Annotated in this window: 16 protein-coding genes and 2 pseudogenes; 7 read left to right on the top strand and 11 right to left on the bottom strand. The window is 72.6% G+C overall.

The window, feature by feature from the left end:
* Nucleotides 1–291: 291 nt before the first annotated feature.
* A complete protein-coding gene (locus tag IE269_RS34540) occupies nt 292–1,314 on the top strand; it encodes a phosphatase PAP2 family protein (RefSeq protein ID WP_189827222.1) in 1,023 nt (340 codons plus the stop codon).
* Nucleotides 1,315–1,484: 170 nt separating this feature from the next.
* On the opposite strand, the gene IE269_RS34535 is transcribed toward IE269_RS34540, so the two are convergent.
* A complete protein-coding gene (locus IE269_RS34535) occupies nt 1,485–1,700 on the bottom strand; it encodes an I78 family peptidase inhibitor (protein WP_189827221.1) in 216 nt (71 codons plus the stop codon).
* A 391-nt stretch (nt 1,701–2,091) separates the two neighbouring features.
* Between IE269_RS34535 and ctaD the strand changes: the two are divergent.
* Nucleotides 2,092–3,759, top strand: a pseudogene (ctaD, locus tag IE269_RS34530) (aa3-type cytochrome oxidase subunit I); the annotation flags it as partial.
* Here ctaD and IE269_RS34525 read toward each other — a convergent pair.
* The 5 genes from IE269_RS34525 to IE269_RS34505 all read right to left on the bottom strand — a co-directional run bounded on the left by IE269_RS34525 (nt 3,668) and on the right by IE269_RS34505 (nt 8,908).
* Nucleotides 3,668–4,726, bottom strand: a complete 1,059-nt coding sequence (locus tag IE269_RS34525) for a helix-turn-helix transcriptional regulator (protein ID WP_189827220.1) — start codon at nt 4,724–4,726, stop codon at nt 3,668–3,670. The pseudogene ctaD and the gene IE269_RS34525 sit on opposite strands and share 92 nt — an antisense overlap.
* Nucleotides 4,727–4,780: 54 nt before the next feature.
* Nucleotides 4,781–5,626 carry a transferase gene (locus tag IE269_RS34520; protein ID WP_229898156.1) on the bottom strand — a complete coding sequence of 282 codons (846 nt, stop codon included), beginning with the start codon at nt 5,624–5,626 and terminating at the stop codon, nt 4,781–4,783.
* Nucleotides 5,623–6,894, bottom strand: coding sequence for a glycosyltransferase family 4 protein (locus IE269_RS34515; protein ID WP_189827219.1), 1,272 nt, complete (start codon nt 6,892–6,894; stop codon nt 5,623–5,625). The genes IE269_RS34520 and IE269_RS34515 overlap by 4 nt, the downstream gene beginning before the upstream one ends.
* Nucleotides 6,895–7,023: 129 nt before the next feature.
* Nucleotides 7,024–8,355, bottom strand: a complete 1,332-nt coding sequence (locus IE269_RS34510; protein WP_189827218.1) for an ABC transporter substrate-binding protein — start codon at nt 8,353–8,355, stop codon at nt 7,024–7,026.
* Nucleotides 8,333–8,908 (bottom strand): MTB12 C-terminal domain-containing protein, encoded by a 576-nt coding sequence (locus tag IE269_RS34505; RefSeq protein ID WP_229898157.1) that lies wholly within the window; start codon nt 8,906–8,908, stop codon nt 8,333–8,335. Before IE269_RS34505 ends, IE269_RS34510 begins: the two co-directional genes overlap by 23 nt.
* Nucleotides 8,909–8,953: 45 nt before the next feature.
* Here IE269_RS34505 and IE269_RS34500 point away from each other — a divergent pair, with 45 nt between their 5' ends.
* Genes IE269_RS34500 through IE269_RS34490 form a run of 3 tightly spaced genes read left to right on the top strand, consistent with a single transcriptional unit; the run spans nt 8,954 to nt 12,939 of the window.
* Nucleotides 8,954–9,412 carry a hypothetical protein gene (locus IE269_RS34500; protein ID WP_189827217.1) on the top strand — a complete coding sequence of 153 codons (459 nt, stop codon included), beginning with the start codon at nt 8,954–8,956 and terminating at the stop codon, nt 9,410–9,412.
* A gap of 6 nt (nt 9,413–9,418) precedes the next feature.
* The gene (locus IE269_RS34495) at nt 9,419–12,160 is read left to right on the top strand and encodes an ABC transporter permease subunit (protein ID WP_189827216.1); all 2,742 of its coding nucleotides are present in this window, start codon (nt 9,419–9,421) and stop codon (nt 12,158–12,160) included.
* Nucleotides 12,157–12,939 (top strand): ATP-binding cassette domain-containing protein, encoded by a 783-nt coding sequence (locus tag IE269_RS34490; RefSeq protein WP_189827215.1) that lies wholly within the window; start codon nt 12,157–12,159, stop codon nt 12,937–12,939. The genes IE269_RS34495 and IE269_RS34490 overlap by 4 nt, the downstream gene beginning before the upstream one ends.
* Nucleotides 12,940–13,123: 184 nt before the next feature.
* On the opposite strand, the pseudogene IE269_RS43455 reads toward IE269_RS34490, so the two are convergent.
* Together IE269_RS43455 and IE269_RS34485 are read right to left on the bottom strand one after the other, a co-directional pair.
* Nucleotides 13,124–13,387 (bottom strand): annotated as a pseudogene (locus tag IE269_RS43455) (transglycosylase family protein); the annotation flags it as partial.
* A gap of 229 nt (nt 13,388–13,616) precedes the next feature.
* Nucleotides 13,617–14,249, bottom strand: coding sequence for a LysM peptidoglycan-binding domain-containing protein (locus IE269_RS34485; protein WP_189827214.1), 633 nt, complete (start codon nt 14,247–14,249; stop codon nt 13,617–13,619).
* Nucleotides 14,250–14,748: 499 nt separating this feature from the next.
* Here IE269_RS34485 and IE269_RS34480 point away from each other — a divergent pair, with 499 nt between their 5' ends.
* Both IE269_RS34480 and IE269_RS43450 read left to right on the top strand, forming a co-directional pair.
* A complete protein-coding gene (locus IE269_RS34480) occupies nt 14,749–15,531 on the top strand; it encodes a hypothetical protein (protein WP_189827213.1) in 783 nt (260 codons plus the stop codon).
* 118 nt (nt 15,532–15,649) lie between these two features.
* Nucleotides 15,650–16,045 carry a hypothetical protein gene (locus IE269_RS43450; RefSeq protein ID WP_229898158.1) on the top strand — a complete coding sequence of 132 codons (396 nt, stop codon included), beginning with the start codon at nt 15,650–15,652 and terminating at the stop codon, nt 16,043–16,045.
* 15 nt (nt 16,046–16,060) lie between these two features.
* On the opposite strand, the gene der is transcribed toward IE269_RS43450, so the two are convergent.
* The 3 genes from der to cmk all read right to left on the bottom strand — a co-directional run bounded on the left by der (nt 16,061) and on the right by cmk (nt 19,008).
* Complete coding sequence (gene der / locus IE269_RS34470; RefSeq protein WP_189827212.1) at nt 16,061–17,551, bottom strand: ribosome biogenesis GTPase Der; 1,491 nt, start codon at nt 17,549–17,551, stop codon at nt 16,061–16,063.
* Nucleotides 17,552–17,641: 90 nt separating this feature from the next.
* Entirely contained in the window at nt 17,642–18,304 is a 663-nt protein-coding gene (locus tag IE269_RS34465) for a lysophospholipid acyltransferase family protein (protein ID WP_229898159.1), read from the bottom strand.
* Nucleotides 18,301–19,008 carry a (d)CMP kinase gene (cmk, locus tag IE269_RS34460; RefSeq protein WP_189827211.1) on the bottom strand — a complete coding sequence of 236 codons (708 nt, stop codon included), beginning with the start codon at nt 19,006–19,008 and terminating at the stop codon, nt 18,301–18,303. The genes IE269_RS34465 and cmk overlap by 4 nt, the downstream gene beginning before the upstream one ends.
* Nucleotides 19,009–19,050: the final 42 nt, after the last annotated feature.

The raw sequence follows: 19,050 nt of genomic DNA, 5'->3' as shown, positions 1-19,050 counted from the left end.
GTCCCGGCACGGAGACGCACGGCACCTTGTGGCTGGTTCCCGCCGGAGCGGGCCGTCACGCGTGCCGCCTCCGTCGGATCTGGATTTCCCGCGGAAATGATCACCCGGAGGAATTCACCGGATTCCCGAAGGCTCCCAGGAAGTGCCCCGGGGAAATAGGGCACAAGGTCCCGGGTGTTTCCCGAATCGCCGGGAATAAACCCTGCCGTGAGACACACCCCACATCACATGGTCATCACGAAGAGGCAGGACCGGCCGGGCCCCACACTCACCCGCTGTAATGTCGATTGGGTGCGTATCGACAGAATCTTTGCCCGGCTGGACCGGGAACCGGAGCCCCCGGAGATTGTGGTGCCCGGCATGAGCCGGACCCGCAAGGTTCTCCTCGGGTCGACGGTGGTGTTCTACATCGCCATCGTCTGGCTGGTCCTGGCCTCCTCCTGGCTCGTGCTGCTCGACTGGAAGGTCATGCTCTTCCGGCCCTACGAGCAGTGGCCCGAGGTGCACGAGTTCCTCGACTACTTCGTGGTGCTCGGCCAGCGCGGCCCCACCGCCGTGATGATCGCGGCCTGGCTGGGCTGGCGCTCCTGGCGGCAGCACACGCTGCGCCCGCTGCTGGTCATGGCGGCTTCGCTGCTGCTGCTCAACATCACGGTCGGCGCGGTGAAGATCGGCCTCGGCCGTCTGGGACCGCACTACGCGACCGAGATCGGGTCCGCCGAGCTGTTCATGGGCGGCGACATATTTCCCTCCGGGCACACCGCGAACGCGGTCGTGACCTGGGGCATCCTCGCGTACCTGGCGACCACCCCGGGGGCCAGGCGCTGGCTGTCGGTGCTCTCCGCGACGGTCGCACTCAGCGTCGGGGCGACCACGGTGTACCTGGGCACGCACTGGCTGAGCGACGTGCTGCTCGGCTGGGCCGCGGGCCTGCTGATCCTGCTGGCGCTGCCCTGGGTGGAGCCGACGATCGCCCGCGCCGAGGCGTACATCTTCGAAATGCGGGACCGCTGGCGCTCGCGCCGCGCGCTCGCCCCGGCCGCTCCCGGCACGGCCGAGCCGGTGGCCCCGGTGGCCGTTCCGTCGATACGTCAGGGCGCCGACCCCGTACCCGCCCGCGAGCCGGTGGGCTCGGGCGGCGGACGGTACGCGAGCACCCGCCCCGCCCAGCACCTCCCCGCCCCGGCGGCGCACCTCGCGCCCCGGCCGCACGCGGTCCGCTCGGAGCGCGCGCCGGTCACCCCGGCGGGCAGCAGGCGGCCTCCGCAGGCGCGCGGCGGCAGCGGGGCGCACGCCCCGCACCCGGCGCGCTGAGGCCACCGGCCGGCTCGCACTCGTACGCACAGGGAAGGCCCCGTACCGCATCGCGCGGTACGGGGCCTTCGCCGTGTCCGGGGGTGTCCGCAGGCCGGTCGGCCGATCCGGCAGCGGGCCGGCCAGCCGATCCGGCAGCGGGCGGATCAGCCGATCCAGCAGCGGGCGGGTCAGCCGATCCAGCAGCGGGTCACGAGCCCGTCCTTGGCCTCGAAGTTGAGCCGGCCCTGCACGAACTCCATGGTGATGATCGAGCCCGGCGGAAGCGTCCTGACGGTGCTCCAGCCGCGTTCCGTCGCCGCGCGTTCGGCCTCCTCGGGGGCGAGGCCCAGATAGGTGTCCGGGTTGTCGTCGGGCTGGGCGGGAGGTGTCGGTAGAGGTGCCATGGGGCCACCGTAGGGCCCGATACCCTCCCGGTCACGCTTGTGTCACAAGATCACGACAGAAGTTTGCCCGGGGTGCTTTCACCCGATGGGGCACATTCTTTGTCCGCGAATAGCACGCATTCATCGGGGAATTGACAGGTCCGGCGCTTTCTTCGATTTCTTCCCGAAAGGAATCGAACCCCGGGCCAGGGCTATTCCGCTCCGTAGGGCCGGGATAAAGCGGCGCCTTGAGGTCGGCGGAATTATTGATTCCGTATCAACTCGCTTCCCGCTCCGGTGATCCTCTTGCCCTCGGCCGTGATCCGGTCGCGTACGCCCCCTGTCGGAGCGGGCCCCTGCGCGCGCATCATGTGTCGGGTTGAGGCCCGGTCCGCGGACGCGAGGGGGCACGATGGGTACGGAGACCGTGGAGGCGCCTGCCGCTCCACCTGCGCGCGACCGACGCCCTGGGCGGGTCGTCGTGGACTGGCTGACCACCACCGACCACAAGAAGATCGGGCACCTGTACCTGATCACGTCGTTCGGGTTCTTCCTGATCGCCGGGCTGATGGCGCTGATGATGCGGGCCGAGCTGGCCAGGCCGGGCCTTCAGCTGATGAGCAACAACGAGTTCAACCAGGCGTTCACGATGCACGGCACGATCATGCTGCTGCTGTTCGCGACGCCGACCTTCGCCGGGTTCGCCAACGAGATCATGCCGTTGCAGATCGGCTCGCCGGACGTGGCGTTCCCCCGGCTGAACATGTTCTCGTACTGGCTGTTCCTGTTCGGCGGGCTGATCGTGCTGGGCTCGCTGATCGTGCCCGGCGGTCCGGCGAACTTCGGCTGGTTCGCGTACGCGCCGCTCAACAGCCTGACCCGCTCCCCCGGCATCGGCGCCGACCTGTGGATCATGGGGCTCGCGCTGGCCGGCTTCGGCACGATCCTCGGCGCGGTGAACTTCCTGACCACCATCATCGGGATGCGCGCACCCGGCATGACGATGTTCCGGATGCCCATCTTCACCTGGAATGTGCTGTTTACGTCGATTCTGGTGCTGGTCGCGTTCCCGGTGCTCGCGGCGGCGCTGCTGGTGCTGGAGGCGGACCGGCGGTTCGGGTCGATGGTCTTCGAGGCCGAGTTCGGGGGTGCGCTGCTGTGGCAGCACCTCTTCTGGTTCTTCGGCCATCCCGAGGTCTACATCATCGCGCTGCCGTTCTTCGGCATCATCACGGAGATCATCCCGGTGTTCTCGCGGAAGCCGATCTTCGGTTACGTGATGCTGATCGGCGCGACGATGGCCATCACCGGTCTGTCGCTGGTGGTGTGGGCGCACCACATGTTCGTCACCGGTGCGGTGCTGCTGCCGTTCTTCTCGTTCATGTCGTTCCTGATCGCGGTGCCGACCGGGGTGAAGTTCTTCAACTGGACGGGCACGATGCTCAAGGGCTCGCTGTCCTTCGAGACACCCATGCTGTGGTCCGTCGGGTTCCTGGTGAGCTTCCTGTTCGGCGGGCTCACCGGGGTCATCCTGGCGTCGCCGCCGATGGACTTCCACGTCTCCGACTCGTACTTCGTGGTGGCGCACTTCCACTACGTGGTATTCGGGACGGTGGTGTTCGCGACGTTCGCGGGCTTCTACTACTGGTGGCCGAAGTTCACCGGGAAGATGCTCGACGAGCGGCTCGGGAAGATCCAGTTCTGGACGCTGTTCGTGGGCTTCCACGCCACGTTCCTGGTGCAGCACTGGCTGGGTGTGGAGGGGATGCCGCGCCGGGTCGCCGACTATCTGGCGGCCGACGGCTTCACCGTACTGAACACGATCTCGACCATGGGGGCGTTCCTGCTGGGGCTGTCCACGCTGCCGTTCTTCTACAACGTCTGGAAGACGGCGAAGTACGGGGTGAAGGTCGACCGGGACGACCCCTGGGGGTTCGGCCGCTCGCTGGAGTGGGCGACGTCCTGCCCGCCGCCCCGGCACAACTTCGTCACCCTGCCGAAGATCCGCTCGGAGTCCCCGGCGTTCGACCTGCACCATCCGGAGATCGCCGAACTCCAGCAGTTGTCGCAGACGGAGCCGGCGCCCCTCGATCCAGAGCGCGTCCGAGGAGATCACGGGCCGCAGTGATCCGGCCGGTCAGCTCCGCCGGTTCCACCACCTCGAACTCCAGCCCCATCAGCAGCACATGAATCACCAGGACGTCCATGGAGTGCGCCCCGGTGCGCAGCAGACAGCTGTCCGGGCCCTCGGGCTCCAGCACGCCGTCGTCGGGGCCCACGACCTCGCGTGCGCTCTCCACGGGGACGTGCAGGCGCAGGAGGGCGGTCGCCCGGTACGCCGTCGTGGAGATCCCCTTCGAGACGTACGCCGCGAGGTCCTCGGCCGGGGCCTCGCGGGGCTCGAAGCGGGGTCCGTGCGGCGGTCTGGGGTCGATCCGGTCGGCCCGGAACGTACGCCAGTCGACGCGGTCCACGTCCCAGGCGACGAGGTACCAGCGGCGCTCGGTGCACACCAGGCGGTGTGGCTCGACGGTGCGCCGGGTGGTGGTGCCGGAGTGGTCGCGGTACTCGAAGCGCAGGCGCTCGGAGTCCCGGCAGGCGGTGGCGAGTTCGGTGAGGACTGCGGGGTCGACGGCGGCGGAGCTGCGGCCGTGCAGCAGCGGCACGGTGAACGCGTTGAGCGCGCCCACCCGGCGGCGCAGCCGGTCGGGGAGGACCTGTTCCAGCTTGGTCAGGGCACGCACCGAGCTCTCGCCGATGCCCTCGACGCCCTGCCCGGCACAGGTGCGCAGGCCGACCGCCACGGCGACCGCCTCGTCGTCGTCGAGCAGCAGCGGCGGCAACTGGGCGCCCACGCCCAGCTGGTAGCCGCCGCCGGTGCCGGGGCTGGCGTTGACGGGGTAGCCGAGTTCGCGGAGCCGGTCGACGTCGCGCCGCACGGTGCGCGGGGTGACGCCGAGCCGCTCCGCCAGGTCGGGTCCGGTCCATTCGCGGTGGGCCTGGAGCAGCGAGAGCAGACGCAGCAGCCGGGCCGAGGTCTCCAACATGCGGTGGAGTCTGCCAGGAGTCGCGGACAACTACGGTCCGCGACTCCTTCCGGCTCAGGGGGTGCTGACCTGGACGGCGAGGTCGTTGTCGAGCGTGTAGTACGGAAACGCGACGGTCTTCGGGTCGTCGCCGACGGGGAGCGCCGGGTAGGTGAAGACGCGCTGCTTCTCGGCGACGTCGTCCAGCAGCCGTGCGACGCGTATCGGCGCGGTGCCCTCGGCGGCCACCAGCCACAGGTCCCACACCTGCTTGTCCCCGCCGCGCCCCTCGGCCAGCGGCGCGCAGGGCAGGGTGCAGGCGAAGTCGTGCCCCTCGCCCCTTGCGGGCGCGCGGTGCACGCGCCCCGTGCCGCGCAGCCGGGCCTCGACGGCGGCGCCCTCGCCGAGCCGGGCACCGTACAGCCGGCCGTGGAGGGTGATCTCCCCGCCGTCGTCCGCGAAAACGATGTCACCGGCCTCGGCGTGAGGTGCGCGCCGCCAACTGCGCACCGCGAGACGGCCGTCGGAGGTGGCGTACGGGATGCGCACGGCGACGCCCTCGGTGCGCGCGTCGGGCGTGCGGTCCACGAGGGCGCGCAGGTCGCACAGGCCCGGCCGCACCGCCAGGTCGGCCCCCGCGCCGTGCACCCGGGTCTCCCAGCGGCCCTCGGGCACGTCGACCGTGCTGGGCAGCACGGCGCGCAGCCGTCCCTCGGAGACGGGGGTCAGCGGAAGCCGTACGTCGCCGTCTGCGGCCCCGCCGGTGCGGCGCAGCACCAGGGCGGCGTCGGGGGCGGCCGCGGCGCTCACGTCGAAGGTGAGGCCGCCCGCGGAGTCAGCGGTGCAGTCGGCGCAGGGCGGGTCGGCGGCCGTCGCCGCGGTCGGCGCCGTGGCGGACCGGGAGGAGGGGGAGCTGCTCATGCGGTACGCCCTTTCCGGAGCGTGGAGAGGACCTTGCGGCGCAGGGTGAAGGCTTCGTCGACGAGCACTCCCGGCAGGCGGTGCACGGTGTCCCGCAGCACGCCGCGGGAGCGGGAGTTGGCGCCGCGGGCGACGAGTTCGGCGTAGAGCGCGGCGTGCCGTTCGGCGATCCGTTCGGGGTCGAAGCGGGCGGCGCCTTCCAGGGCGGCGCGGCCCATGCGGCGGCGCAGGCCGTCGTCCTCGATGAGGCCGAGGAGGGCGCGGGCGACGGCGTCGGCGTCGCCCGTGGGGACCAGCCGGCCGTCGACGCCGTCGCGGATGATCTCGCGGGGGCCGTGCGGGCAGTCCGTGGAGACGACGGGCAGTCCGCAGCGCATCGCCTCGACGATGGTCATGCCGAACGATTCGAGGTCGGAGGTGACGGCGGCGACGGAGCCCTTGGGCCACTCCGCCTCCATCGGGTCGGCGATGCCCATCAGGAACACGTGGTTGTGCAGGCGCAGTTCGTGCACCAGGGCGCGCAGTTCCACGGTGTTCTCGCCGTCGCCGTAGATGCGCAGCCGCCAGTCCGGGCGTACGGCGGCGACCTGGGCGAACGCGCGCAGCAGGAGGTCGTACCGCTTGCCGGGGGTGATGCGTCCGGCGGCGATCACCCACTTGCCGGTGGAGTCGGAGGGCGGCAGCTGGGCGGCCGGGACGCTGTTGGACATCGCCTCGATGCGCACTCCGGGCAGCCGCAGCCGTTCCCGGTAGGAGCGGGCGTCGGCCTCGGTGACGGTGGTGACGGCGTCCAGGGTGGCGTACCGGTAGCGCAGTTCGCGCCGCAGCCGGAACCGGTGCCCGTCCAGGGTGAGGTGTTCCTGGGCGACGCGCACGGTGTCCGGGCGGGCCTGTCGGGAGAGGTGCACGTTGAGCCCGGGGCGGGTGCCGACGACGACGTCGGTCTTCAACTCCCGCAGGTGGGCGCCGATCCGCTGGTCGGTGAGGCGGCTGTACTGGTGGTGGCGGCCGTCGCCGGCCGGGAAGACCCGCGCCGGGCGCTGGTGGTCGGGGTGGTCCCCGTCGTAGTGCGGGCTCTTCTCGCGCAGGTCGACGAGGTGTTCCAGGCGCACTCCTGCGGGGGCGGCCATGGAGGGTTCGTCCCGGTGCCGGAAGACGGAGGTGATCTCGACGTCGTGCTGCTCGGCCAGTGCGCGGGCGAGGTTGAACGTGGTGCGGATGGTGCCCCCGACGGCGTACGCGTTGTGGAGCAGGAATGAGATGTGCATGCGGCGGCGCGTCCCCCTGGTCAGCGGCGGTCCGCGTCAAGGCCCGCCGTCGTGCCTTCCGCAGGGGACTTTACTGGCCCGGCCCCTGTCGCGGGCGTGGTGGAACGCTTTGGTACAGATCGAGAACGGTTATGGCCTGTACGGCAGTTGGGGCACGGTGAAGCAGTTGAGGCGCATGTCTCCCTGGGTCACCCAGCCGGTGCCGTCCCGCCAGCGCGCCACCGACACGCAGGTGCGCCGCTCGGCGGGCGGGACGGGCTCGGGGACGTAGTCCACCGGCAGCAGCAGTCCGCGTGCCGTGTAGGGCTCCGCACGGTTGAGGTAGCGCTCCACGCACGCGCGCGTGAGGTCGCCCGGCGGGCAGGAGGCGGCGGCGTCGGTGAACCACATGGCGGCGGCCCACCCTTCGAGCTGCCACTGCGACAGGGCGTCCGGGTCGCCCCCGCTCCGCTTGAGGCCGTTCTGCACGGCGGTGCGGAACTCGCGCACCTGCGGGTCGTCGCGGTCGTCGTAGTTGCGGCTGGCGCCGGTCACCCACAGGGCGTTGCGGCAGCGCGGGGAGTCCTTGTAGTCGGCGGCCACGGTGGAGGCCCAGTTCTGCACGTTGGTGACCTTGGCGGTGACGTCCGCACCGACGGCGTCCATGGCCTTGCACAGCTGCGCGTTGCCGTGGGTGTCGAGGGCGTCCAGGACGAGGTCGGCGCCGCGCTCCTTCAGATCGGCCGCCACCGCACGCCAGTTGGGCAGTGCGAAGTCGACCTGTTCCTCGACGACGGTGTAGCCCTCCTTGCGCAGCCCCTGGGCGGTGAGGCGGGCGTACGCGGCGGAGGAGGACTGGTTGTACGACACCACGGCGGCGGTGCGCGCGCCCTGCTCGCGCCGGAAGTAGCGGTAGCTCTCGGTGCCGCCGTACAGGGTGCCGTTCCAGCCCGGCTTGCCGCCCTGCCGGGGTGCGGCGCTGCCGTAGATGCCGTACAGGTGGGGGTAGGTCTCGTAGGCGTTGCCGATCGGCTGGCCGCCGATGTCGGGGACACCGGCGGCGGAGACCAGGGGGGCACCCGCGTAGTCGAGGGCGGTGGTGGCGACGAGCGCGAACACCTTCTTCTCGTCCAGGAGTTCGCGCACGCAGTCGGTGTTGCCGATGCCGCTGCCGCCGTCGTCGCAGGTCTCCACCTGGATGCGGCGGCCGCCGATGCCGCCGCGCGTGTTGAGTACGTCGAAGAAGGCGCGGGCGCCGTCGCCGGGGCCGGTGAAGGCGTCGCCGCCGATCGGGCTGGTGGCGCTGACGAGGATGCCGATGCGCAGCGGTGGCTCCTCCTTCTGCGGAGCGCCCGTGGGCGGCTCGAAGGCGCTCTCGGGCAGGCGGCTGCCGCAGGCGGCGGCGCAGAGCACCAGGAGGGCCGTCAGGGCGGCCCGCAGCAGCCGTCCGGGGTGGGGTTCAGCAGCCCGGGGCCGCTGCATTGCCGCTCAGCTTGACGAGGGCGCACAGGGACTTCACGGAGACCTTCCAGGTGCCGTCCTGGAGGACGGAGGTCCCTTTGGAGCCCGGCAGCACCGGTGCGCCGTTGAGCAGCAGGTCGTACGTGACCGTCGCCTTGGCCGCCGAGTTGAACCGGACGTCCGTGACCTTCGTCGAGGTCTGACCGCCCCGCTTGTCGCCCGTGAAGGCCAGGAGCAGCGGTTTCAGGGTCTCGCCGTTCTCCAGGTACCGGGTCTTCTCGGCGGTCGGCACCGTGGGGTCGAAGAACGCCTTCCAGTTCGCCTCGACCTGCCGCTTGGCGCTCGTGGTGTCGGCGGGTCCGCTCGCGGACGCGGAGTCGGAGGGCTGCGGGTCGACGCCGGGGGCCGCCGGGGCCGTCGGCGCTTCGCTCGGCGGGGGCTTCGCGGGGTCCCCGCCGTCGCCGCAGGCGGTGGCGGAGACGGTGAGCGCCAGCACGGCGGCCGCCGCCCACGCGACGGTCCGGGACTTCCCTCTGATGCGCATCACGCCCACCGCCTTCTGACTCGGTCCCACACAGGGCATAGTGCAAGGAATCGTCCGAGTTGGACAGGGGGCGCGATGCGCAGAGCACCCTACGTCTGGGCCGCACTGGCCGCCGTGTGCTGCGGCGCGGTGCTGTGCGTGGTGGGCTGGTACGGGATCTCCGGCGAGCGGTTCACCGCCCGGCAGGTGCCCTATCTCGCGTCCTGCACGCTCCCGGGGGCGGCGCTGCTCGTCGCGGGTGCGGTGCTGCTGGCCGCCCATGCCGGGTTCCTGCCGTTGCGGAACCGGGTCGACGGGCGGCTCCCCCCGCACGGCAGTGACGCGTACGAAACTGCGCCCGGCACCGGTGACGGTTCGCGCCCGGCGAACCCCTTCTCGGACGGGCCGCTGGTGCACCTGCCCGGCGGCACACTGGTGCACCGGCCGGACTGCCCCCTGGTGTTCGGCAAGCCGGAGATCGAACCCGCCGATGGCATTCCCGACCTGACGCCCTGTCCGGTCTGCGAGCCGCCCGCCCCCTCCCCCGGGGACTGACCGCCGGTGGCCTCGCTCACGTACGAACTCACCCTGGCCGGGCTGGCGATCGGCAGCGCCGCCGCGCTGTCGGGCATCGGGTTGATCGTCACGCACCGGGCGACGGGCGTGCTGAACCTGGCGCACGGCGCCCTCGCCATGCTCTGCGCGTACGTCCTGCGGCAGACGGCGGTGGACTGGCGGTGGCCGCTTCCCCTCGCGACGGCCTTCACGCTGCTGCTCTTCGCCCCCGCGCTGGGCCTCCTCCTCGACCGTGCCGTCTTCCGTCCGCTCGCCGTGCGCGGCACGGACCCCGCGCGCACGCTGGTGGCGTCGATCGGGGTGTTCGTGCTGCTGGTCGGCGGGGCGGCGCTGGTGTGGGGCGAGGGCGCGAGGGCGGATGCACCGGAGGCGTTCGGGGACTCGCCCTGGCCGCCACTGGCCGCGGTGCTGCTGGTCGCCGCGGTGGTGGGCACGGTCACCCGGTTCACCCGCTTCGGGCGGTCGTTGCGCGCGGTGGTCGACAACCGGGCGCTGGCCGTGCTGGGCGGGATCGACGCGGACCGGATCGCGGCGGCGGGCTGGGCGTTCGGCTCCTTCTCCGCGGGCCTGACCGGGGTCCTGCTGGCGCCCTACGTCCGCCTGGACCCGTACGGGCTGCCGCTGCTGGTCGTCGAGGTGCTCGCGGTCGCGGCCCTGGCCCGGATGCGGAGCCTGCCGGTGGCGATCGGCGCGGCGCTCCTGCTGGGCGTCGCACAGTCCCACCTGACCCGCTTCCACCCGGAGGGCTGGGCGGGCCCCCTCCTCCAGTCCCTCGGCGCCAACCTCTTCGCGGTGGCCCTGCTGGCGGCGGCACTGCTGTATCCGTCACCGGGGCCGGGGGTGAACACGGGCACGCTGGCACCGGGGCCGGGGACAGGCACACTCGCACCGGGGCCGGTTGCAGGGGCTCGCTCATCGCGGCCGGTGGTGGTGCCGGAACGGCGTTTGCGGGAGCGCCTCTTGAGGTGCGAGGGAGTCACCGGCGAACTGCTGCGGCGCATTCGGCCCGTGCCGGTCGTGGTGATGGTTCTGTTCCTGCTGCCGCTCCTGCTCGCGGGCAGTGAGCTGCGGACCGCGCTGCCCGTGCCCGCCACCGCCGTGGTGCTGCTCTCGCTGGTCGTGGTGAGCGGGCGCAGTGGGCAGATCTCGCTGGGGCAGGCGGCGTACGCGGGCCTCGGCGCGCTCTTCACCGCGCTGCTGGCCGACGGGCGCCTGCCCTGGCTGCCGCCGCTGCCGGTGCTCACCTCGCTGCTGCTCGCCGTGGTGCTCACCGCACCGCTGGGGCTGCTCACGGGGTGGCCCGCCATTCGCCGGCACGGGCTGGCGCTCGCGCTGACCACGCTCGCCTTCGGGGTGGCGGTGAGCCGCTTCGTGCTGGACCAGCCGTACGCGACGGCGGGCCTGGGCGTGAGCCGCCCGGCGGGCTTCACCTCCGACCGCGCCTTCTACGCCCTGGAGCTGGCCCTGCTGCTCCTGTGCCTGCTGCTGGTGACGCGGCTGCGCGGGGGACGTTCGGGGCGGGCCCTGGCCGCCCTGCGCGACCACGAGGCGGGGGCCTCGGCGGCGGGAGTGCGCGTCCCGGCCTGGAAGCTGCTGGCCTTCGTGACGGGGGCCGCGCTGGCCGCCCTGGGCGGGGGTCTGCTCTCGCTCTCGGCGCAGGCGTTCACCCCGGGGGCCTTCGACCCGGTGCGGGGGCTGCTGTGGTTCGCGGTGGTGGTCCTGCTGGGCGCGGACCGCCTCCTGACGGCCTGCACTGGCGCGGCCCTCCTGGTCCTCCTCGACGCCGGCACCTCCCCGGGCCTCGCGGCCCTCCTGGTGGGCGCCCTGGCCCTCCTCCGCCCGATCCTGGGCCGCACCCTGCCACTCCCCAGCCCCCTTGCGCGGCAGGGCCACCCTCCCGCCTCCCCCAGCCCCCTTGGGCGGCGGGGCCGCCCCCCGGGGGCGGAACGGGCGGGCAAGGGGGCGGCCCCGCCCGCTCCCGGCCCACCGGGACACCCCCCGCCCGGCCCCCGCACCGGACGCACTCGCACGGGGCCCCGCCCCGCCCCGTACCCCCACACCCCCCTCCAAGCCGCCCACCTCACCCTCGCCTACGGCCCCACCACCGTCCTCGACGACCTCACCCTCCCCCTCCCTCCCACCCACCTCACCGCCCTCATCGGCCCCAACGGCGCCGGAAAGTCCACCCTCTTCCACTGCCTCTGCGGCACCCTCCGCCCCACCTCCGGCCGCATCGAGCTGGACGGCGTCGACATCACCCGCCGCCCCACCCACGCCCGCACCCGCCTCGGCATCGCCCGCACCTTCCAGCAGCTCGCCGTGTTCCCCTCCCTGACCGTCGAGGAGAACGTCCTCCTGGGCGCCGAACACGGCCACCGCCGCGACCTGCCCGCCCGCGAATCGGCCGAGGCCGCCCTCCGCCTCCTCGCCCTCGACGGCCCGGTCCGTCACCACCCGGCCGCGCACCTCCCCACCGGCACCCTGCGCCGCGTCGAGCTCGCCCGCGCCCTCGCTGGCCGCCCGCACACCCTCCTGCTCGACGAGCCCGCCGCCGGTCTGGACGCCGCCGAGACCGCCGCCCTGGCCCGTGTGCTGGCCGCCCTGGCCGCCGACGGCACGGCGGTCCTGGTCGTCGAGCACGACCTCGACCTCGTCGCGGACCTCGCCGACACGGTGCACGTCCTCACCGCCGGCACCCTCACCACCGCGCAGGAGCCGCCCCCATGACCGTCGAGCTTTCCCTGCGCGCGGCCCGCATCCGCTACGGCCCGCTGGAGGCCCTGCACGGCATCGACCTGCCGGTGCCCGCCGCCGCCCTCACCGTCCTGCTCGGCCGCAACGGCTCCGGCCGCACCACCGCCCTGCGCGCCCTCGCGGGCACCGTCCCGCTCAGCGCGGGCGGTGTGCACTGGCGCGGCGAGGACGTCACCCGGCTGCCCGCCCATGCCAGGGCCCGCCGGGGCCTGTGCTACGTACCGGATCTGCAAGCGGTGTACGCGGGCCTGACGGTCGCCGACAACCTCGCCCTCAACACCGCGCCTGGAGGCCCGACTTCACCGGCCCTGGAGGCGTACCCAGAACTGCGCCCGCTGCTGGCGCGCACGGCGGGCACCCTGTCCGGCGGCGAGCAGCGCATGCTCGCCCTGTCCCGCGTGCTCGGCGCACGCGCGCGCGTGGTGCTGGTCGACGAGCCCACCCTCGGCATGTCACCGGAGGTCGCGGCCCGTACGTACGCACTCCTGGCCGCACTCGGCACGACGGCAGCCGTCGTCCTGGCGGAACAACGGCTGCCGTCACTGCGCGCACCGGTGCCGGTGCTCGTTCACGAACTCGACCGGGGCCGGATCGTATTCACAGGAGAAGCGTCGGAACACTCCCGGACAGGGCGCTCCCCGACAGTTCACCCCCGGACAGCGAACTCTCCGACACGGCGCCCACGGACGCCTCCGGCTCCGACGGCCTCCGCACCGGCCGCACCAGCGCCCGGCCCGACCCCTCCGGAATGACCAGCCAGGTCCCCACGTTCAGCGTCCCCGGGCGCGGGCCGATCATGTCCTTGTTGGCCTTGTAGAGGGCCTGCCAGCCGCCCTTGACCTTGTACTTGGCGGCGATCGACGCCAGCGTGTCGCCCTTCTTCACGATGTGGATGCGCCGGTCGCCCAGTTGGTACTTCTGCGAGCACTGCGGCCAGGCCTGCCATCCCTGTGTGGTCAGCACCTCCTTGGCGACCGCGATCTGGTCGGCACGGGTGGCGAGGTCGGCGCGCGGGGCGTGCGCGAGGCCGCCGTGCTCCTCCCAGGTGGGCTGCTCGAACTGGAGCCCCCCGTAGTAGCTGTTGCCGGTGTTGGTGGCCCAGTCGTTGTCGCTCTCGCAGGCGGCGAGACAGCTCCAGGGCCACTGGCTCGCGGCACAGCCGTACGGACCGAACCCCCGCGCGGCGGGCGGCGGTTCCACCGACCGTTCCACGGCACCGGCACCGGCACCGGCACCGGACAGCGGGGAGAGGGCGAGCAGCGCACCGAGCACGCCGCAGGACAGGAATCGGAATCGAGGCTTCAACACCCGCCCCACCCCATCACCGCGACGCCCACGCGCGCGCGTGCCGCGCGGGGACCCGTCGGGCCCCACCCGGTCGGGCGACCGGGCGGGGCCCTCGCTGACGCGCCTCACCTCACATGGGCGCTCACAGCTTCAGCCGCAGCCCCGGCAGGATCACGTTCGGGTCGGCGCCCACCGCGGCCCTGTTCGCCGCGTACAGCTTGCGCCAGCCCATCCCGTAGTCCTGCGCGATGCCGCCCAGGGTCTCCCCGGAGCGCACCACGTGCGCGCGCCCGCCCGTCACAGGGGCACGCTTCTCGCCGCGGTCGGCGCGCGGCGCCGCCCGGTCCTTCTTGACGGGCTTCGCGCTCTTCGCGACGGCGGCGGCGACGGCCGGTGCACTGCCCGACGCTCCGGCCCGGCGCGAACAGCTCGGCCAGGCCCCCCATCCCTGCTTGCGCTGGACCTTGGTGGCGACGGCGATCTGCTCGGCCTTGCTGGCCCGGTCGGCGCGCGAGGCGTACGCCGTGCCGCCGTGGGCCCGCCAGGTACCGGCGGAGAACTGGAGTCCGCCGTAGTAGCCGTTGCCGGTGTTGATGTGCCAGTTGCCACCGCTCTCGCACTGGGCGATGCGGTCCCACACTCCGCGGTCGGCCGCGGCGGCCGGCTGGCCGGTCGCGGCGATCAGGGCCAGCGGGGCCACCAGGGCGGCTCCGACGAGCGCTGCGGTCTCACGACGACGACCACCGCGGCGTATCGCACTGGAACATGCGGTCATGGAGTCCCTCTCGCAGGACCCGGACTCCCCCAGGGCGGTACGGTCACGAGCGCGTCCGGCGCTCCCTTCCGTGCCGCCCCGCCCCGCGCCGTGGGTCGTGCGTCGTACGGTCGGCGGGGGCGCATCCGGGCGGTGCTCGATGCACACGGCGGTGGAATCTATGGACCCGCGCGCCCCGCAATCAACCAAGTCCTTGTCATTCCAGGCCAGTTGCCCACTACCCCCGGTAACGACCAAATCCGGACACCCACTTGATTCCCTGATATCGGGATTTGTCCACCACTCGCCCCGGTGATCTGTGACTCAGCTCACCGCCCCAACTTCCGTGCATACGCCAGGAGTTGACAGGGAGTGAGGGGGTCCGGGTCCGGGCTCACCCTCCGCGTCGGATGAGTCGATTCCGTTCCCCGTCCGGCGTGACCCTGCCCACAGATCGCCCGTTGTCTTCTTGACGCTCCGGGAACCGCCCGGTGCCCGCACCCAGTTCGAGGAGCCACCCGTGTCGCGCATGCTCGACGTCAGCGACGACGTACGCGCCGAGATCGGCGACGTAGAAGCCGACCGGCTGCTCGCCGGCGAGAACGCCCCCGGCAGTTACGACTGCACCTCCTGCCGCACCCCCGGCGACTCCGCCCAGGAGGCCACCTCCACCGTGCTGTTCGTCGGCGAGGAGACCGCCGTCCTCGCCTTCGCGCATGCCACCTGCATCCCCTCCCAGGTCGTCCCGGTCTCCGAGGAGCAGCTCCAGGGCGCGGTGAAGTCCATCACCGCGAGCCAGGACGGCGCGGGCGGCGGCCCCGACGCCCTGCCCGAGCAGGCCGTGCTCGGCGTGACCAGCGGTCTCGTCCTCATCGAGGGCGAGCTGCGGCCCGCCCTGGTGGTCGAGCCGACCGCCGCCATCGCCCGCCCGGGCTCGCAGGACGGCGACGAGTTCCTGCCGCTCTTGATCGAGCAGGGCTTCCACCCGGTGGCCGACCTGAAGACGGTGCCCGAGGTGCTGCCCGGCTGGTCCGTGCTGCTCGCCGCCGGCCAGCTGCACGCCGTCCTCCAGCCGGGGACGGGCGGCGGCGGCCCGGTCGCCTGGTGGCAGGCGCACCGCCCGCTCCAGGTCACCGACGGCTGGCGGGCCGCGGCCAACAAGTCGCAGAAGATCCTGGTGCTGGCCGCCCCGGTCGGCTCCATCGGCCAGCAGCCGCGCGAGGACCTGCTGCGCAGCGCCCTGGACAAGGCGGCGGCAGGCGGCCGTCTGGTGGCCGCGACGATGCCTCTCGCGGGCACCTGAGCCCACCCCGGGGCCCCGCCCCCGGCGCGGGCGCGCACCTACGCTGCGTATCCGGATCCGGGTCGCTCCGTACGCTCCGTACCCGCATCCGACGGGCAGTGGGGTCGTTGGCACGTACGTGCACTCATACGACCCCACTCGCCCGTACCAGAGCCAGATCCCCTCGATGCGGCCCGCGCAGGAGACCCCGCAGGCCTTCCCCACGTACACACCGATCTACGACTCGCTGTACTCCGAGTACCGCCGCTCGTTCCGGGCCCTGCCGGGCGACCGGAGCGGCGAGGAGGACCTCGGCTTCACGGCGTTCGGCGTGGGGGCGGGCATGGGAGCGGGCATGAGCCACCACCACGGTCACTACCAGGGGCACCACCAGATCGCCCCGGTCCCCCAGCCGGTGCAGCCGTCGCACCTGAGCACCTGGCACAACCTGCACACCCAGCACAACCAAGGGCGGCAGCACGTGGGGAACCACTTCCCCGCCGCACTGCCGCCCGGCCCCCGCAGGGGCTACTAGAGCCTTCGCAGGCCCCTACTTCTTGCGGCCGCGCTTCTCGCGCACCCGCACCGAGATGTGGATCGGCGTTCCCTCGAAGCCGAACTCCTCGCGCAGTCGGCGCTCCACGAAGCGCCGGTAGCCCGCCTCCAGGAAGCCCGAGGCGAACAGCACGAACCGCGGCGGCTTGGCGCCCGCCTGCGTCCCGAACAGGATGCGGGGCTGCTTGCCGCCGCGGACCGGGTGCGGGTGGGCGGCGACCAGCTCGCCGAGGAAGGCGTTGAGGCGGCCGGTGGGCACGCGGGTCTCCCAGCCGTCCAGCGCCGTCTCGATCGCCGGGACCAGCTTCTCCATGTGGCGGCCGGTGAGGGCGGAGACGTTGACGCGCGGCGCCCAGGCGACCTGGCCGAGCTCGGTCTCGATCTCGCGCTCCAGGTAGTAGCGGCGCTCCTCGTCGAGGGTGTCCCACTTGTTGAAGGCGAGCACCATGGCGCGTCCGGCCTCGACGGCCATCGTGACGATGCGCTGGTCCTGCACGGAGATGGACTCGCTGGAGTCGATCAGGATGACGGCCACTTCGGCCTTCTCCAGGGCGGCGGCGGTACGCAGCGAGGCGTAGTAGTCCGCGCCCTCCTGGAGGTGCACCCGGCGGCGGATGCCCGCGGTGTCGATGAACTTCCAGGTCGTGCCGCCGAGGTTGATCAGCTCGTCGACCGGGTCGCGGGTGGTGCCCGCCAGCTCGTTGACGACGACGCGGTCCTCCTTGGCCACCTTGTTCAGCAGCGAGGACTTGCCGACGTTCGGACGGCCGATGAGCGCGATGCGGCGCGGCCCGCCGAGCGGGGTGCCGCTGCCGAAGGTCTGCGCGGGCGCCTCCGGAAGGGCCTCCAGTACGGCGTCGAGCATGTCGCCCGTGCCGCGGCCGTGCAGGGAGGAGACCGGGTGCGGCTCGCCGAGGCCCAGCGACCACAGGGCGGTGGCGTCGGCCTCGCCGGACAGGCCGTCGACCTTGTTGGCGCACAGCACGACCGGCTTCTTGGCCTTGCGGAGCAGCCGGACGACGGCCTCGTCGGTGTCGGTGGCGCCGACGGTGGAGTCCACCACGAAGACGACCGCGTCGGCGGTCTCGATGGCGTACTCGGCCTGGGCGGCGACCGAGGCGTCGAGCCCCAGCACGTCCTGCTCCCAGCCGCCGGTGTCCATCACCTTGAAGCGGCGGCCCGCCCACTCGGCCTCGTAGGAGACGCGGTCACGGGTGACGCCGGGCTTGTCCTGCACGACGGCCTCGCGGCGGCCGATGATGCGGTTCACCAGGGTCGACTTGCCGACATTGGGGCGGCCGACGACGGCGAGCACGGGCAGCGGTCCGGCGTTCGCCTCTTCGAGGGCACCCGCGATGTCCTCGAGGTCGAAGCCCTCCTGCGCAGCGAGCTCCATGAACTCCGCGTACTCGGCGTCGCCGAGCGCACCGTGGTCCACGGCCTGCTCGGGTCCGTGCTCGTCGCCGGAGTGGATCTGGTCGTTCATGAAGTCCTGTCCTCGTTCATCATCGATGGGCCGCGTTTCCCCGCGACCCACTACTCAAGTCTCGCCCACCATCGGGCGCGGCGCTAACGCCTATCGCCCGGTGAGCCGTCTGGCCCCCGCCAGGTGGGCGGTCAGCCTCTCCTGGATGCGCACCGTGGCCTCGTCCAGCGCCTTCCTCGTACGCCGTCCGCTGCCGTCGCCGGCTTCGAAGGCGTCGCCGAAGACGACGTCGACCCTGCTGCGCAGCGGCGGCAGTGCGGATATCAGCCGCCCCTTGCGCTCCGCCCCGCCGAGTACGGCGACGGGGACGATGGGCGCCCCCGACCGTACGGCGAAGTAGGCGAGGCCCGCGCGCAGCGAGGCGAAGTCGCCCTCGCCGCGCGAGCCCTCGGGGAAGATCCCCAGGACCCCGCCGTCGCGCAGTACGCCCAGCGCGTCGGTAATGGCCGTCCGGTCGGTGGTCGACCGGTCGACCTTCAGCTGGCCGATGCCCCGCAGGAACGGGTCGAGGGGGCCGACGAAGGCCTCCTTCTTGATGAGGAAGTGCACCGGGCGGGGTGCCGTCCCCATCAGCATCGGGCCGTCGATGTTGTGCGCGTGGTTCACCGCGAGTATGACCGGTCCGGTGGCCGGGACCCGCCAGGAGCCCAGCACGCGCGGCTTCCACAGGCCGTACATCAGGCCGATGCCGATGCCGCGGCCGACGGCGGCGCCGCGCCGGGTGGCGACGCCGGGTGTGTCCGTGTCGGTCACTTGCCGGCCCGCTTCTCCTCGACCAGGGTGACGACGCACTCGATGACCTGGTCGAGGGTGAGGTCGGTGGTGTCGACCTCGACCGCGTCGGCCGCCTTGGCGAGCGGGGAGGTCTTGCGGCCGGAGTCGGCCGCGTCCCGCTTGATCAGGGCTTCCTTGGTGGCGTTGACGTCGGCACCCTTGGTCTCGCCGCTGCGCCGGGCCGCGCGGGCCTCGGGGGACGCGGTGAGGAAGATCTTCAGGTCGGCGTCGGGGAGCACGGTGGTGCCGATGTCCCGGCCCTCGACGACGATGCCCTCGGGGGCTCCGGCGGCGATCTCGCGCTGGAGCTCGGTGATCCGGGTACGCACCTCGGGGACGGCGCTGACCGCGCTGACCTTGGAGGTGACCTCCTGCGTACGGATCGGTCCTGACGCGTCGACGCCGTCGACCGTGATGGTCGGGGCGGACGGGTCGGTGCCGGAGACGATCGCGGGCTTGGCGGAGGCGGTGGCGACGGCCGCCGCGTCGGCGGTGTCCACGCCGTTGGTCAGCATCCACCAGGTGATCGCCCGGTACTGGGCGCCGGTGTCCAGGTAGCTGAGTCCGAGCTTGGCGGCGACGGCCTTGGACGTGCTGGACTTGCCCGTGCCGGAGGGGCCGTCAATGGCGACGATCACTGCGGCCGGAGCGGTCCGGGCGGCGGTTTCCACGGTGTCGGACACCTTCCTGGTACACGGGGCGTGGTGGCGGGCGGCAGCGCCGTC

Origin of the sequence: Streptomyces spiroverticillatus (assembly GCA_014650415.1) — a bacterium.
Classification (GTDB): domain Bacteria; phylum Actinomycetota; class Actinomycetes; order Streptomycetales; family Streptomycetaceae; genus Streptomyces; species Streptomyces spiroverticillatus.
This window is presented reverse-complemented; position numbering and strand designations above follow the sequence as displayed.

Bases quoted from the DNA above. Each gene is read 5' to 3' on its own strand.
- IE269_RS34535 (WP_189827221.1), bottom strand. From the start codon at position 1,700: ATGGCACCTCTACCGACACCTCCCGCCCAGCCCGACGACAACCCGGAC.
- IE269_RS34525 (WP_189827220.1), bottom strand. From the start codon at position 4,726: ATGTTGGAGACCTCGGCCCGGCTGCTGCGTCTGCTCTCGCTGCTCCAG.
- IE269_RS34520 (WP_229898156.1), bottom strand. From the start codon at position 5,626: ATGAGCAGCTCCCCCTCCTCCCGGTCCGCCACGGCGCCGACCGCGGCG.
- IE269_RS34515 (WP_189827219.1), bottom strand. From the start codon at position 6,894: ATGCACATCTCATTCCTGCTCCACAACGCGTACGCCGTCGGGGGCACC.
- IE269_RS34510 (WP_189827218.1), bottom strand. From the start codon at position 8,355: ATGCAGCGGCCCCGGGCTGCTGAACCCCACCCCGGACGGCTGCTGCGG.
- IE269_RS34500 (WP_189827217.1), top strand. From the start codon at position 8,954: ATGCGCAGAGCACCCTACGTCTGGGCCGCACTGGCCGCCGTGTGCTGC.
- IE269_RS34490 (WP_189827215.1), top strand. From the start codon at position 12,157: ATGACCGTCGAGCTTTCCCTGCGCGCGGCCCGCATCCGCTACGGCCCG.
- IE269_RS34485 (WP_189827214.1), bottom strand. From the start codon at position 14,249: ATGACCGCATGTTCCAGTGCGATACGCCGCGGTGGTCGTCGTCGTGAG.
- der (WP_189827212.1), bottom strand. From the start codon at position 17,551: ATGAACGACCAGATCCACTCCGGCGACGAGCACGGACCCGAGCAGGCC.